Raw genomic sequence first — 16,001 nt, forward strand, 5'->3', positions numbered from 1 at the left:
TGTTTTTTCTTTCACTTACGAATAATTTAAGAGAGGAGAAAATATGAAAGCAATTATCGAGAAAATCAAAGAGTATAAAATCCTTGTCATTTGTGCTGGTTTAGGTTTGGCCTTGGGCGGATTTTTCCTACTAAAGCCAACTTCACAAACATCTGTAAAAGAATCAAATTTGCAGGCTGAAGTCGCAGCTGTTTCAAAGGATTCATCGTCTGACAAAGAAGTGAAAAAGGAAGAAAAGGACGAGTCTCCTGAACAAGATTTGATTACGGTAGATGTCAAAGGTGCTGTTAAATCGCCAGGGATTTATGATTTACCAGTAGGGAGTCGTGTTCATGATGCCGTTCAGAAGGCGGGTGGATTGACAGAGGAAGCAGATAGTAAGTCGCTTAATCTAGCACAGAAAGTCAGTGACGAGGCTCTTGTCTATGTTCCAACTAAGGGAGAAGAAGCAGTGAGTCAGCAGACTGCCTCTGGAACGACTGCTTCGACAAGTAAAGATAAGAAGGTCAACCTAAATAAAGCTAGTCTGGAAGAACTCAAGCAGGTCAAAGGCTTGGGAGGAAAACGAGCCCAGGATATTATCGATCATCGTGAGGCAAATGGCAAGTTCAAGTCGGTTGATGAATTAAAGAAGGTTTCTGGTATTGGCGCTAAGACCATAGAAAAGCTAAAAGACTATGTTACAGTGGATTAAGAATTTCCCTATCCCCCTAATCTATCTGAGTTTCCTGTTGCTCTGGCTTTACTATGCCATTTTTGGAGTGTCCTATCTCGCACTGCTAGGTTTTGTTTTTTTGCTTGTCTGTCTCTTTTTCCAATTTCCTTGGAAATCGGCCGGTAAAGTTCTAGCGTTTTGTGGAGTTTTTGGTTTTTGGTTTTTGTTTCAAACTTGGCAACAGACACAAGCTAATCAAAACCTAGTGGATTCTGTTGAAAGGGTACGGATTTTACCAGATACCATCAAAGTCAATGGAGACAGTCTGTCCTTTCGGGGCAAGGCTGAGGGTCGCACCTTCCAAGTTTACTATAAACTCCAGTCTGAGGAGGAGAAAGAGCTCTTTCAGGCCTTAACAGACCTTCACGAGATAGAGATAGAAGGAAAACTTTCAGAGCCTGAAGGTCAGAGGAATTTTGGTGGCTTTGACTACCAAGCCTATCTGAAAACTCAGGGGATTTACCAAACTTTGACTATCAAGAGTATCCAGTCAATGAGAAAGATTAGCAGTTGGGATATAGGAGAAAATCTGTCCAGTTTACGTCGAAAGGCTGTAGTTTGGATCAAGATGCACTTTCCAGATCCTATGCGCAATTATATGACAGGTCTTCTTTTAGGACATTTGGACACGGACTTTGAGGAGATGAATGAGCTCTATTCCAGTCTTGGAATTATCCATCTCTTTGCCTTGTCGGGTATGCAGGTAGGCTTTTTCATGGATGCCTTTAAGAAACTCCTCTTGCGATTGGGCTTAACTCAAGAAAAGTTGAAGTGGCTAACTTATCCCTTTTCTCTTATCTATGCAGGTCTGACAGGATTTTCAGCATCTGTTATTCGCAGTCTCTTGCAAAAGTTACTAGCACAACATGGTATTAAGGGCTTGGATAATTTTGCCTTGACGGTCCTTGTCCTTTTTATCATTATGCCAAACTTTTTCCTAACTGCAGGAGGAGTCTTGTCCTGCGCTTATGCTTTTATCTTGACCATGACCAGCAAAGAAGGCGATGGGATCAAGGCTGTTGCCAGAGAAAGTTTGGTCATTTCTTTGGGAATATTGCCCATTCTATCCTTTTATTTTGCAGAATTTCAGCCTTGGTCTATCCTTTTGACCTTTGTCTTTTCCTTTCTGTTTGATGTGGTCTTCTTGCCGCTTTTGTCCATCTTATTCATTCTGTCCTTCGTTTACCCAGTCACTCAGTTTAACTTTGTCTTTGAGTGGTTGGAGGGCGTCATTCGCTTGCTATCGCAGCTGGCAAGTAGGCCCCTGGTCTTTGGTCAACCCAACGCATGGCTGTTGATTCTACTGTTAGTTTCATTAGCCTTGGTCTATGACATGAGGAAAAACATCAAAAGACTAGCAGGAGTCAGTCTTTTTATTGTGGGGCTCTTTTTCTTGACCAAGCATCCACTTGAAAATGAAATTACCATGCTAGATGTTGGGCAAGGGGAGAGTATTTTCCTACGGGATGTAACTGGTAAAACCATTCTCATAGATGTAGGTGGTAAGGCAGAATCTGATAAGAAAATCGAGGCTTGGCAAGAAAAGGCGACGACCAGCAATGCCCAGAGAACCTTGATTCCTTATCTTAAAAGTCGAGGAGTAGATAAGATTGACCAGCTGATTTTGACCAATACAGACAAGGAACATGTTGGTGATTTACTGGAGGTGACCAAGGCTTTCCATGTTGGAGAGATTTTAGTATCAAAAGGAAGTCTGACACAGAAGGAATTTGTAGCGGAACTAGAAGCAAGTCAAAACAAGGTACGTAGTGTGGCAGCTGGGGAGAATTTCCCGATTTTTGGCAGTTACTTAGAAGTCCTATCTCCAAGGAAGATTGGAGATGGGAATCGTGATGATTCTCTGGTTCTTTATGGAAAACTCTTAGATAAGCACTTTCTCTTCACAGGAAATTTGGAGGAAAAAAGAGAGAAGGATTTGCTGAAGCAATATCCTGACCTAGAGGTGGATGTCTTGAAAGCAGGCCAACATGGTGCTAAAACCTCATCAAATCCAGCTTTCCTAGAAAAAATCAAACCACAAATTACTCTCATTTCAGTCGGAAAGCGCAATCGTACGAAACTCCCCCATCAGGAAACCTTGACACGACTGGAAAGTATCAAGAGTAAGATTTACCGAACTGACCAGCAAGGGGCTATCCGCTTTAAAGGATGGAATAGTTGGAGAATTGAAACGGTTCGATAAAATAGACAAAGTTTTTAAAAAATTGACTTTTTATCTTGACAAGGAATAGAAAACTTGGTATCATATAAAAGTTGAGAAAAGCAGAAGTGAGAGCTTCTCGCCTTGTGACATCAAGTTGCCTGGCCCTACGGATGAAAAGTTTCTAAGAAACGCTATCATAACGTGCGGGCTTGTATTATTACGAGCCTGCTATTGTTTTTCTCTAATAATAAAAAAGAGGTGAAAACCATAGCAAAGCAAGACTTATTCATCAATGATGAAATTCGTGTACGTGAAGTTCGCTTGATCGGTCTTGAGGGAGAACAGCTAGGCATCAAGCCACTCAGCGAAGCGCAAGCATTGGCTGATAGTGCAAATGTTGACTTAGTATTGATTCAACCCCAAGCAAAACCACCTGTTGCTAAAATTATGGACTACGGTAAGTTCAAATTTGAGTATCAGAAAAAGCAAAAAGAACAACGTAAAAAACAAAGTGTTGTTACTGTGAAAGAAGTTCGTCTGAGTCCAACTATTGACAAGGGTGACTTTGACACAAAACTTCGCAATGCACGCAAGTTCCTTGAAAAAGGAAATAAAGTTAAGGTATCCATTCGCTTTAAAGGTCGTATGATCACCCATAAAGAGATTGGTGCAAAAGTTTTAGCCGAGTTTGCTGAAGCAACACAAGATATTGCAATCATCGAACAACGAGCTAAGATGGATGGACGCCAAATGTTCATGCAGTTGGCGCCAGCAACTGACAAAAAATAATTGTCAGAAAGTTAAATAAAGGAGAAAAAATCATGCCAAAACAAAAAACACACCGCGCATCAGCTAAACGTTTCAAACGTACAGGTTCTGGTGGACTTAAACGTTTCCGTGCTTACACTTCTCACCGTTTCCACGGAAAAACTAAGAAACAACGTCGTCATCTTCGTAAAGCATCTATGGTGCATTCAGGAGATTTCAAACGTATCAAAGCAATGCTTACTCGCTTGAAATAATAGCTTAACAGTAAGTAAACAATTCTAGGAAATATTTGGAGGAAATAAAACATGGCACGTGTTAAAGGTGGCGTTGTATCACGCAAACGTCGTAAACGTATTCTTAAACTAGCAAAAGGTTACTATGGAGCTAAACACATCTTGTTCCGTACTGCAAAAGAACAAGTAATGAACTCTTACTACTATGCATACCGTGACCGTCGTCAGAAAAAACGTGACTTCCGTAAATTGTGGATCACTCGTATCAATGCGGCAGCTCGTTTGAACGGACTTTCATACTCACAATTGATGCATGGTTTGAAATTGGCTGAAATCGAAGTTAACCGTAAAATGCTTGCTGACTTGGCTGTTAACGACGCAGCAGCTTTCACAGCTCTTGCAGATGCAGCTAAAGCAAAACTTGGTAAATAATGACAAACTGTTTCATTCTTACTCTCGTGGTTTTACCGCAAGAGTAGGGTGAAACTTTTTTATTTTCCATAAATGATTTTCTATTTTAGAGAGTAAATGACAGATTTTTTCAAAGAAAATAGGATATTTCTTGTATAATAGGAATATCTAAAAAAGATTTGGAGTTTGAAGAAGATGATAGTAGGTATTGATTTAGGAACGACTAATTCTTTAGTAGGGGTATATCAAGATGGCCAGGTTAAGCTGATTCCCAATGCTTTTGGTGAGTATTTGACTCCTTCTGTTGTGGCTTTAGATGACAATGATGAGATTATAGTTGGAAAAATTGCCAAGGAACGCTTGGTAACCCACCCAGATAAGACGGTTTCTCAGTTCAAGCGTTTTATGGGGACTAAGCATGAGTTGACGTTAGGAAATCGAGCATATAAAGCTGAAGAATTAAGCTCCTTTATCATTCGAAAGTTGGTAGACGATGCAGAGACCTATCTTGGAGAAAAGGTCGAGGAAGTGATTGTCAGTGTTCCAGCCTATTTCAATGATGCTCAACGTTATGCGACCAAACTAGCAGGGAAATTTGCAGGCGTTCAGATTGATCGGATTATCAATGAACCTTCCGCAGCGGCTCTTGCTAAAAGATCTATGGTAAACCAAGAAGATCAATCTTTTATTGTAGTCGATTTTGGTGGTGGGACTCTAGACATTTCAGTTGTAGAGCTTTTTGATAACATAGTTGAAATCGTGTCGATTGCAGGGGACAATCGTTTGGGAGGAGAAGACTTTACTGCGGCTATTGCTGAGGAATTTTTAGTTTCCAATCAATTAACCAAGGATACGATTTCCCGTGAATTTTATAGCAAAATTCTGGTACAGGCTGAAAAGACAAAGCTAGAACTTAATGATAAAGAAGAAGTGAAGATGACGGTTCTGGACCAAGATCAGGAATACACTTTAGACTTGAGCTACCAACGCTTTTATGAGCTTTGTCAACCACTGCTAGCCCGTGTTAAGGCCGTTTTGGATCGTGCCTTGATGGATGCACGCTATAGCTATGTATCATCAGATAACTTTGTTCTTGTTGGGGGGACTTCGAAACTCCGCTTGGTTCAGGACTTTTTATCCTACTGTATCAATCAAATGGTTCAGGTATCGGATGATCCTGATCGAATGATTGCGAGAGGTTGTGCCCTTCTAGCAGGAATAAAAGAACGGCAGGGTGAGATACGAGATTTGCTGCTGTCTGATATTTGTCCTTTTACACTAGGAATTGAGATAGTTGGAGACCGTTTTTCGCCGATTATCGAGCGAAATTCCACCCTACCTGCTTCACGCATCGAGCAGTACTATACGGCTGAATTGGGACAGAGCCAAGTCAAGATAAAGGTCTATCAAGGTGAGATGATGAAGGCATCACAAAATCTGTTCCTAGGAGAATTAGAAGTTCCCGTCCCTGTGAATACTCGAGTAAATGAAAGTTTCACAGTTCGGTTTACCTATGATTTAAATGGAATTTTGGATGTCGAAGTGAAAATTGATTCAACACAGGAAGTCTTTAGTCATGTTATTCTCCAAGATAGTGTTACTCTGACAGAAAAGGAAATCAAGGCTAAGCAAGCAGAGTTGACTCGCTATAAGATCAATGCTCAAGAAACAGAGGTTTATCGCTTCTTGATTGAAAAAGCGAATCGCGTGTACAGTATGCTCTTGGGGAGAAGAAGAGATGAGCTAATGGCTGAAACTAGACGATTTGAAGAAGAGGTCAGTCAAGCATCTGTGTATCATTTGCCAAAACTCTATCAATCATTTTCAAACTATCTAGACTTCCTAGAGCGAGGACTATAAAAGAGGATACCTTATGAATATATGGGAAACTTTAGGGATAGAGCCAACGACTGACGTCAAGCTTATTAGAAGGCGTTATGCTGAACTGGTTCGGCTTTATCACCCAGAAGACCAACCAGAAATTTACCAAGAAATTGTTGAAGCTTATCAAAAAGCTTTGACTTATGCGAGGTCTAGAAACACAAGACCAGAAAATAGTCTCAAAAAAGCGAGTGACTCTCAAGAAGCTACTGAACTTGAAGAAGAGGCGAATGGAAAGCCTAACTCAAGTCTCAACTTTGAAAACTTGATTGAAGAAACGAAGACTGAGAACGAAGAGTCTGAAAGATCTAGTCTTGATTTTAGTGATTATCAGCAATTGACTGATAAAACCAGCGATTCCTTTAACTTTGAAACCTTTAAAGCAGAAGAGGATGAGCAAAAGTCAACCCTTGACTTTAGTGACTATGATGAGGAAGTTCAGCTAAATGGAGATTCTGAAGAAAGAGCTAAGAATACCCTCAACTTTGAAACGTTTGGTGACGAAGAGAACCAAGGGCAAGAAGGAATAACAAGGTCTACTCTTGACTTTAGTGGTTATAATGAAGAAACTTATCTGATTCGAAATGCGATTGAAAGTATTGTTGGAAATGACGGTTATAACCAAGAGGAACAAGAGCATCTATGGCGTCAGTTCTTTCATCAGTATCAGTATGATATGGACATTGTTCAATCCGTTTTAGAGGAAATGGATGTTTATATTTTTAATAAACCAGAGCAATTCTCTATCCTCATTCCCTTGCTGGAAGATTATATACCTGACTTCCGACACTGGGGCTATTACTATAAATTGAAGTATTGGAAAGTTAAAAGAGCTATAGCAGAAGAGGAAGGCAGTTCGCTTGAAAGCGCACATGAAGCCACTGAAGAATTCTATTATTCTTATCAACTTTGCCAAGAAATTCTCCAAGATTTTAACAAAGCAAATCAATTGAGCTCCTGGATAGAGTTTTTCAAGCACCCTTATTTGGCCTTTATGGTCTTGGATCAAGTAAATCAAAATCGTCAGATGATCAAGAGTGTGCCCGTTTTAACCTATATTCTTGAAAAAAACCGACAAGTCATATTTGAAGAGGATTATCCACTCTTGAATGACTTGGCTGATTACTTAGAGGAAGTAAAAGAGGAGCTGGGAGAAAACGTTGACTTTAGTCATTACACTCTAGATAATCCGGATGAAGTTGAGGCAGCCTTCTATGAGTTGCTCCATGCTCACTATGAAGACGAGTACAAACTGTTACGTGATTGGCAATATCTTTTTGAAACAGTTCAAGATCACACGCTCCTACTTGATTTGTTAGAAAAGGTGGACGTCTATCCTTTAACCAATGCGAAAGTGTTAGCTCTCGTTCTTCAATTTGTAGAGCGTTACAGTGATGAGGAATCAAATCCTTACCTGAAAAAACTCCATTTCTGGAAGAGTATCCATTCTTATCCTTCAGTGGTAGAGGAGTATGCACTTAACAAAAAAGAAAATTTTGATTACTGGTACAATGAAGGTTATCTTTATATAGATAAACTCACTAAGAACGATGAAGATATCAATGATTGGGATAAGTGGAGAAGCTACTTTAAAGGAAGACCACGCATTCTAACGGTTTTGCTTCAACAGATCTATAAGGAGTACCGTCGATTCACAGACGGGGAGCTCCTGAGATATGTTTTAGCTCCTTTTCCTACTTCTAAAATGGCTCCCCAAATGATGACGGAGGAGACAGACCAGAAACTAGAAGAGATGACGACTTATGCCTATGAACTTAGTCATCCGAAGGCCAGACTCTCTTATTTGGATTGGAAAAAAAGACAGGTCTTTAAAAATAAGTTTCTTCAGTTTTTCTTTAGTCTATTTACGATTGTAAGTTTGCTGCTCAGTATTATAGAGAGACCTGGTTATAATTCATGGGTTCATGCTGGTATGTTTTCTCTCTTTTACGTCTATATGCTAAAATTAAGGAAAACACCGATTGAGGAGGGAGTGACTGCTAGAGGAGAAAAACGGAAATTCTACTACAGCCCCCATCCATGGTTCCTACTAATCTTGCTATTGACCCTCGTCATTCCATCCTTACCGTTTGGCCTCATCGGTGCCCTTATGTTCATTACATTTTTCAGCTTCATCGATGGTTTCCAAGTGAGTCAGGGGCTGAAATGGGATTATTCTTTGGATAAGCTGATTCCTGTTGGTATCTTTCTTTCTGCTGGCTTTCTTTCTGCTTTGGCAAATCAAAGCCAGACTATTTCAGGAGTTGCAATATCTTACTTCCATATTTTTGCAATCCTTGTGATTTGCTTGTCCTTTACAAGATTTAGTCCTGGATTTCCACCATCTCTGAAGAAAATCCTTCTTCCAGCAATCTTGGGAATTCTACTCTTTCAAACGTTGCCATATATTCACAGCCGTTTAGATATCTTTGATCCAACTATTCTACGAAATGAAACTCTGGCCATAACCGTTATCCTCTTGTTAAATGGAATCGCTTTGTCTTATTTTACAAAGGAACAAGGCTTCATGATTGGTGTGAAGAAGGTCTTTATGATTTATGGATTGCAGATCTTTATTTTCTTAAGAAGACTATTCAGAATCCTATTCGCACCAAATTCAGTTTTCGGTAATAACTATCATTACAAAGACTTACTAATCATGAACAGCGAATTTACGTTCTACTTCCTCGAGGGGCTTTTTATCCTGATCATGCTTTTCCTTATTCGCAATATACGCAAGGAAAATCGTAAAAGTGCTGCTTAGAATGAAAGCGTAGAGAAGAGGACTCTGGTTCAAGTTTCTAGTAAATTTTCCTGAATAAAGGTATAATAGAACTATTAAAACGAAAGAGGTAATGAAAATGGCTTCAAAAATGCTACACACTTGCTTGCGAGTAGAAAACCTTGAAAAATCAATCGCTTTTTATCAAGATGCTTTTGGATTTAAAGAATTGCGTCGCAGAGATTTTCCAGATCATGCTTTCACCATTGTCTATCTAGGACTTGAGGGGGATGACTATGAGTTGGAGTTGACCTATAACTATGATCACGGTCCTTACGTGGTAGGAGATGGCTTCGCCCATATCGCCCTCAGTACACCTGACCTTGAGGCCCTACATCAAGAACATAGCGCTAAAGGCTATGAGGTGACAGCTCCTAATGGACTTCCAGGAACTCAACCAAACTATTACTTTGTCAAGGATCCTGACGGTTACAAGGTCGAAGTCATTCGTGAAAAATAATCCAGTGAAGTCAAGTAGAATGTTCGTTTTCTACTTGACTTTTTTTCTTTGAAAGAGTATACTAATACAAATTTAACCTTTAAGGGGAGTCCAGAGAGACTCACAAGGTGTCAGATAAAAGGGATAAGGGGACTCTCTGTGGAGACTTTTTAAGTGTGCGCATGAGTTCTAGCCTAACCCAACTGAGGCCTTGCATTAGCAAGGCCTTTTCTTTATCTGGTCCCCTTAAATTTAAGGAGGAAAAGTCATGAATCCCACATGTAAGAAGCGTTTGGGTGCCATTCGTTTGGAAACCATGAAGGTGGTCGCACAAGAGGAAATTGCGCCAGCAATCTTTGAATTAGTCCTAGAAGGGGAGATGGTTGAAGCCATGCGAGCCGGCCAATTTCTTCATCTGCGTGTGCCTGATGACGCCCATCTCTTGCGCCGCCCTATTTCAATTTCGTCTATTGACAAAGCAAACAAGCAGTGTCACCTTATTTATCGGATTGAGGGGGCTGGGACAGCTATTTTTTCAACCTTAAGTCAGGGAGATACTCTTGATGTGATGGGACCTCAGGGAAATGGTTTTGACTTGTCTGACCTAGACGACCAGAGTCAAGTCCTCCTCGTTGGTGGTGGGATTGGTGTTCCACCCTTGCTAGAAGTAGCCAAGGAATTGCATGCGCGTGGGGTGACAGTAGTGACAGTCCTCGGTTTTGCGACTAAGGATGCTGTTATTCTCGAAACCGAATTGGCCCGATATGGTCAGGTCTTTGTAACGACAGATGATGGTTCTTATGGCATCAAGGGAAATGTTTCTGTTGTTATCAATGATTTAGACAGTCAATTTGATGCGGTTTACTCATGTGGTGCTCCGGGAATGATGAAGTATATCAATCAAACCTTTTATGATCATCCAAGAGCCTATCTATCTCTAGAATCTCGTATGGCTTGTGGGATGGGAGCTTGCTATGCCTGCGTTCTAAAAGTGCCAGATAGTGAGACCGTCAGCCAACGCGTCTGTGAAGATGGCCCTGTTTTTCGCACAGGAACAGTTGTATTATAAGGAGAAAGTCATGACTAACAAACGTTTACAAGTTTCTCTACCGGGCTTGGATTTGAAAAATCCCATCATTCCAGCATCAGGCTGTTTTGGTTTCGGCCAAGAGTATGCCAAATACTATGATTTAGACCTTTTAGGCTCCATTATGATCAAGGCGACGACACTTGAACCCCGTTTTGGGAATCCTACTCCCAGGGTGGCAGAAACGCCTGCAGGTATGCTCAATGCAATCGGTTTACAAAATCCAGGTTTAGAAGCTGTTTTAGCTGAAAAGTTGCCTTGGCTGGAAAGAGAATATCCTTCGCTTCCCATCATCGCCAATGTAGCAGGCTTTTCAAAACAAGAGTACGCTGCCGTTTCTCAGGGGATTTCCAAGGCTACAAATGTAAAAGCTATCGAGCTCAATATCTCTTGTCCGAATGTGGATCACGGCAATCATGGACTTTTGATTGGGCAAGATCCTGACTTGGCTTATGAAGTGGTAAAGGCAGCTGTGGAAGCCTCTGATGTGCCAGTTTATGTTAAATTAACCCCTAGTGTAACGGATGTTGTCACCATCGCCAAAGCCGCAGAAGATGCAGGGGCAAGTGGCCTAACCATGATCAATACCCTTGTCGGTATGCGCTTTGACCTTAAAACCAGAAAACCAATCCTAGCCAATGGAACAGGTGGAATGTCTGGACCAGCAGTCTTTCCAGTAGCCCTCAAACTCATCCGCCAAGTCGCCCAAACAACCGACCTTCCCATCATTGGAATGGGAGGAGTGGATTCTGCTGAAGCAGCGCTAGAAATGTATCTGGCTGGTGCCTCTGCTATCGGAGTTGGAACAGCCAATTTTACCAATCCATATGCCTGTCCTGATATTATTGAAAATTTACCAAAAGTCATGGATAAATACGGCATTAGCAGTCTAGAAAATCTCCGTCAGGAAGTCAAAGCCAATCTGAGATAAGCTAGGTCTTCCTTATCGTCAACAAGAAATAGAATCTTCATCAATTTGTAATATTTCCGTCGATTAACTATGTTACAATAGGGTTTAGAAAACGTTATTGGAGCATTTAAATGAAACGATGGAAAGTGGCCCTAGTAAGTGCTGGCTTATTGGGGTGTTTTTTTACTGTAGTGGAGACAGCAAAAGCAGAAGAGGGGACTTGGCAAGGAAAGACCTACCTCAAAGCAGACGGGAAACCAGCAACCAAGCAATGGCTTTTTGACCAAACGCATCAGAACTGGTTTTATCTTAAAGATAATGGTCAACGTGCAGAAAATGGCTGGTTGACTGTTGCTGGTAAAGATTACTATTTTAACGAAGCTGGAAAATTAGCTACGAAAACGTGGGTTGGCCAGTACTATGTGACTGAAAGTGGTGCTAAAGCAAAGGAACAGTGGGTATTTAATCAGGAAAAAGAATCCTGGTATTATCTAAAGTCTGATGGTCAGAAAGCTCAAAAAGAATGGATTCAACAAGGTCAAGAAAAATATTACCTTAAAGAAGACGGGAAAATGGCCAAAGATGAGTGGATCACTCAAGGTGAGAACCAGTACTACATCAATTCACAAGGTAAAATGCTGAAAAATGCTTGGCTTGGTAAAAGCTATATATCAGAAAATGGTAATAAGGTTAAACAAGCCTGGATTTATGATGACAACTATAGCAGTTGGTTCTACCTTCAACAAGATGGTACCTATGCTGAAAATAGGTGGTTAACTATAGATGGGAAGGACTACCATTTTAAATCAGGCGGTTATCTTTCTACTGAACGTTGGATTGATCGCTTCTATGTTGCGAAGAGTGGAGCTAAATTGAAATCGGAATGGCTCTTTGATAAGAATTATGATGCTTGGTTTTACTTGAAAGCTGACGGAACCTATGCCGAAAAAGGCTGGGAAACGATTAAAGAAAAAGATTACCATTTCAAATCAGGCGGTTATCTTTCTACCGAGCGCTGGATAGATCGCTTCTATGTTGCGAAGAGTGGAGCTAAATTGAAATCGGAATGGCTCTTTGACAAGAATTATAACTCTTGGTTTTACTTGAAAGCTGACGGAACCTATGCTGAAAAAGGTTGGCAAACCATCAAAGGCAAGGATTACCATTTCAAATCAGGCGGCTACCTCTCTATGGAAACTTGGATTGACCGCAGTTATGTGACGAGCAGTGGAGCAAAAGCTGGCAAAGGGTGGCTCTTTGACAAGAATTATAACTCTTGGTTCTATATCAACTCTGATGGAAATTATGCCAATAAAGAATGGCTCTGGGATAATGGTTACTACTATCTCAAATCTGGTGGTTATATGGCTGCGAGTGAGTGGGTATGGTACAAGAACAACTGGTTCTACCTCAAGTCAAATGGAAAGATGGCTGAGAAAGAATTAATCTACGATTCATCCGACCAATCATGGTATTACCTTAAATCAGGCGGTTATATGGCAAAAAATGAAACTGTGGATGGTCATACCTTGGATGCTTCTGGTAGATGGCATGTTGCGGATAAAACCAAATATTACAAAGTTAAACCAATCACTGCCTATGTCTATAGTGCATCTGGAGAAATCTTGAGTTACATTAACCAAGGAAGCATTGTTTCACTGGATAGCTCGACGCGAAAAGGCGGCCGACTTGCAGTTTCGATTTCTGGCTTGTCTGGCTATATGAATCAAAGTGATTTGACAGCAGTAGATGAAGGTAGCGAGTTTATCCCTCATTATACTAGTGATGGGAAATTCCTCTACCATGAACTCTCTCCATATACGAGTATCAAAGTAGCTCCACACACCTCTGCTATGGTTATTGGTAAGAAGTACTACTCAACTGATGGAGAGCACTTTGATGGCTTTACCATTAAAAATCCTTTCCTCTATAAAAACTTAAGAGAACCAAGTAATTATAGTGCAGCTGAATTGGATAAACTGTATTCGATGATGAACTTGCAGGATAGTCCTCTAGCAGGTAAAGGAGCGACTTTCAAAGAAGCTGAGGAACGCTACGGTGTCAATGCCCTTTACTTGATGGCACATAGCGCTCTTGAAAGTGCGTGGGGACGTAGTCAAATTGCCAGAGATAAGAAAAACTTCTTTGGTATTGCTGCTTATGATACTAGCCCATATCTCTCAGCCAAGAGCTTTGATAATGTGGACAAAGGAATTCTTGGAGCGGCCAAGTGGATTCGTGAAAATTACATTGACTATGGTAGAGACCACCTTGGAAACAAGGCAACTGGAATGAATGTTCGCTATGCTTCCGATCCGTACTGGGGTGAGAAGATAGCCAGCATCATGATGACCATCAACAGCAAACTTGGTGGGAAAGACTAATCAAAAGAAATCAACGGTAACTACTGAGAAGTGGTTATCGTTTTTGTTTTAAACATTGGAGGAGAAATAGTATAATAACAGTATCTTTATTCTTGAACAATTAACAAAATGATAGTAAAATGTAATAGTAGATATTAATCTAATTATTATATAAAAAGGAGAATTTTATGAAAAAGTTACTATCCTTCTCAATTGCTTTGCTTTCCATCACAACATTAGTTGCTTGTTCTGGACATAAGGCGGAATCAAAGGTCCCAGAAGAAAAAATTGAACAGAAGCAAATCAAGTTTGATGAGAAGTTGTTTAAAGAAGCTGGACTCTTGCCTTTTAAAAATGAGAAACAACTAGAACTTGGAGAATTGGATTCTAAATCACGCGCAACGGGTGCTCATATTCAACTTAAGGACAGTGATGAGCCAACTGAGAAGAGAGAGTCCAAGTTGACTTATGATCCAGTTGGATGGCACAATTATAAATTCTTTTATGGTGATGGTAAAAAAGAAGCTTGGTTGATGAGTAGAGGTCATCTGATTGGTTACCAATTTAGTGGATTAAACGATGAAAAGAAAAACTTGGTTCCTATGACTAACTGGCTCAATGCTGGAAATTATTCTGGAACAGATGACCAAAACCAAAGTAGCATGCTTTATTATGAAAATCGATTGGACTCTTGGTTGGCCAATCACCCCAACTATTATCTTGACTACAAGGTAAACCCAATCTATCAGAAAGATGAATTAATTCCGAGACAAATTGAATTGCAGTATGTGGGAATAGATGAAAATGGCAAACTCTTGGAAATCAAATTGGGTGGTAGTAAAGAAAAGGTTGATCAGTATTCAGTGACGCATGTTGTTTTAGACAATGTTTCAGCTAATGCGGAAATCAATTATTTGGACGGTACGGCTAAAAATACAGTTGAAGATGCAAAGATAAAAGAAGAAAAAGAAAAGGCTAAGAAGGAAGCTGAGGAAAAAGCCAAGAAAGAGGCAGAAGAAAAAGAAGCAGCTGAAAAGAAAGCAAAAGAAGAAGAACAGGAAAAAGCTCGCCAAGCCGCACAAGAACAGGAAGAAAGCCAGGAATCAAACTCGCCATCAACAAATTCAGGTGGCTACTTTAGAGATAGAAAAGGGAGATGGCACAGACCAAATGGTAAATTTGCTTCTAAGAAAGAAATCAGAGAAGCCGGATTGCAGTGGTAAGAAGAATTTAGTAGATACACAGTCAAAAAGCCGTTGGAAAACGGTTTTTTGTTATAATTAAATGAAGAATGTAGAATTAAAGGAGAACATCATGACTTTTGAAGAAATCCTGCCTGGGTTAAAGGCCAAGAAAAAATATGTACGAACTGGTTGGGGAGGGGCTGAAAACTATGTCCAACTCTTTGACACTATCGAGCAAAACGGGATTGCACTTGAAGTGACGCCCTATTTCCTAATCAACGTGTCTGGGGAGGGAGAAGGTTTTTCCATGTGGAGCCCGACACCTTGTGATGTTTTGGCGACGGACTGGGTAGAAGTCCATGACTAGACGTGTATTGATGACGGGAGTAAGTTCAGGGATTGGTCTGGCTCAAGCACGACTCTTTTTAGAGAATGGCTATCAAGTTTATGGAGTTGACCAAGGTGAAAATCCACTCTTAGAGCGTGATTTTCACTTTTTACAGAGAGATTTGACCTTGGACTTGGAGCCAATTTTTGACTGGTGTCCTCAGGTGGATGTCTTGTGCAATACTGCTGGAGTTTTGGATGATTTCAAACCACTTTTGGAACAATCAGCCCAGGAAATTCAAGAGATTTTTGAAATCAACTATATGACTCCTGTTGAGTTGACTCGTTATTATTTGACGCAAATGCTGGAAAATAAAAAAGGAATTATCATCAATATGTGTTCGATTGCTTCAAGTCTAGCTGGCGGAGGTGGTCACGCCTATACCTCGTCTAAGCACGCCTTAGCTGGCTTTACCAAGCAGTTGGCTCTAGACTATGCTGAGGATGGTATTCAGGTCTTTGGGATTGCTCCAGGGGCAGTCAAGACAGCTATGACCGCTGCCGACTTTGAACCAGGTGGCTTAGCTGACTGGGTGGCTAGTGAAACGCCCATCAAACGCTGGATTGAGCCAGAGGAAGTAGCAGTGATTAGCCTTTTCTTAGCAAGTGGAAAAGCGAGCGCCATGCAAGGACAAATCCTGACTATTGATGGTGGCTGGTCTTTGAAGTAGGAGGAG

14 protein-coding genes and 1 other annotated feature are annotated in these 16,001 nt (G+C 40.6%); all 14 genes read left to right on the plus strand.

Annotated elements, in window-relative coordinates:
- Positions 1-43 precede the first annotated feature (43 nt).
- Positions 44-694, plus strand: a complete 651-nt coding sequence (locus Q4443_RS03545; protein WP_000643903.1) for a helix-hairpin-helix domain-containing protein — start codon at positions 44-46, stop codon at positions 692-694.
- Positions 678-2,918, plus strand: coding sequence for a DNA internalization-related competence protein ComEC/Rec2 (locus tag Q4443_RS03550; RefSeq protein ID WP_049518528.1), 2,241 nt, complete (start codon positions 678-680; stop codon positions 2,916-2,918). The genes Q4443_RS03545 and Q4443_RS03550 overlap by 17 nt, the downstream gene beginning before the upstream one ends.
- A gap of 72 nt (positions 2,919-2,990) precedes the next feature.
- Positions 2,991-3,122, plus strand: a sequence feature (ribosomal protein L20 leader region).
- A gap of 15 nt (positions 3,123-3,137) precedes the next feature.
- A complete protein-coding gene (gene infC, locus Q4443_RS03555; RefSeq protein ID WP_000848184.1) occupies positions 3,138-3,668 on the plus strand; it encodes a translation initiation factor IF-3 in 531 nt (176 codons plus the stop codon).
- 32 nt (positions 3,669-3,700) lie between these two features.
- Positions 3,701-3,901 (plus strand): 50S ribosomal protein L35, encoded by a 201-nt coding sequence (gene rpmI, locus Q4443_RS03560; protein ID WP_001125942.1) that lies wholly within the window; start codon positions 3,701-3,703, stop codon positions 3,899-3,901.
- Between the two features lie 51 nt (positions 3,902-3,952).
- Positions 3,953-4,312 (plus strand): 50S ribosomal protein L20, encoded by a 360-nt coding sequence (gene rplT, locus Q4443_RS03565; RefSeq protein ID WP_000124830.1) that lies wholly within the window; start codon positions 3,953-3,955, stop codon positions 4,310-4,312.
- A gap of 174 nt (positions 4,313-4,486) precedes the next feature.
- Positions 4,487-6,151, plus strand: coding sequence for a molecular chaperone HscC (locus Q4443_RS03570; protein WP_049518530.1), 1,665 nt, complete (start codon positions 4,487-4,489; stop codon positions 6,149-6,151).
- A 13-nt stretch (positions 6,152-6,164) separates the two neighbouring features.
- Complete coding sequence (locus Q4443_RS03575) at positions 6,165-8,936, plus strand: J domain-containing protein (protein ID WP_049518531.1); 2,772 nt, start codon at positions 6,165-6,167, stop codon at positions 8,934-8,936.
- Between the two features lie 97 nt (positions 8,937-9,033).
- Positions 9,034-9,414, plus strand: coding sequence for a VOC family protein (locus Q4443_RS03580; RefSeq protein ID WP_000157150.1), 381 nt, complete (start codon positions 9,034-9,036; stop codon positions 9,412-9,414).
- Positions 9,415-9,661: 247 nt separating this feature from the next.
- On the plus strand, positions 9,662-10,462 hold the full coding sequence (locus Q4443_RS03585; protein WP_001070074.1) for a dihydroorotate dehydrogenase electron transfer subunit: 801 nt from the start codon (positions 9,662-9,664) through the stop codon (positions 10,460-10,462).
- Positions 10,425-11,411, plus strand: coding sequence for a dihydroorotate dehydrogenase (locus Q4443_RS03590; RefSeq protein WP_161800715.1), 987 nt, complete (start codon positions 10,425-10,427; stop codon positions 11,409-11,411). Before Q4443_RS03585 ends, Q4443_RS03590 begins: the two co-directional genes overlap by 38 nt.
- Before the next feature lie 110 nt (positions 11,412-11,521).
- A complete protein-coding gene (locus Q4443_RS03595) occupies positions 11,522-13,774 on the plus strand; it encodes a glucosaminidase domain-containing protein (protein ID WP_080978771.1) in 2,253 nt (750 codons plus the stop codon).
- Between the two features lie 167 nt (positions 13,775-13,941).
- A complete protein-coding gene (locus Q4443_RS03600; RefSeq protein WP_049518535.1) occupies positions 13,942-14,976 on the plus strand; it encodes a DNA/RNA non-specific endonuclease in 1,035 nt (344 codons plus the stop codon).
- A 91-nt stretch (positions 14,977-15,067) separates the two neighbouring features.
- Positions 15,068-15,304: a DUF2829 domain-containing protein gene (locus Q4443_RS03605; RefSeq protein WP_049479736.1), complete on the plus strand. Its 237-nt coding sequence runs from the start codon at positions 15,068-15,070 to the stop codon at positions 15,302-15,304.
- Complete coding sequence (locus Q4443_RS03610) at positions 15,297-15,995, plus strand: 3-oxoacyl-ACP reductase (protein WP_049479735.1); 699 nt, start codon at positions 15,297-15,299, stop codon at positions 15,993-15,995. Before Q4443_RS03605 ends, Q4443_RS03610 begins: the two co-directional genes overlap by 8 nt.
- The last annotated feature ends 6 nt before the right edge of the window (positions 15,996-16,001 follow it).

The organism is Streptococcus sp. GP0011 (assembly GCF_030546305.1).
GTDB lineage: Bacteria > Bacillota > Bacilli > Lactobacillales > Streptococcaceae > Streptococcus.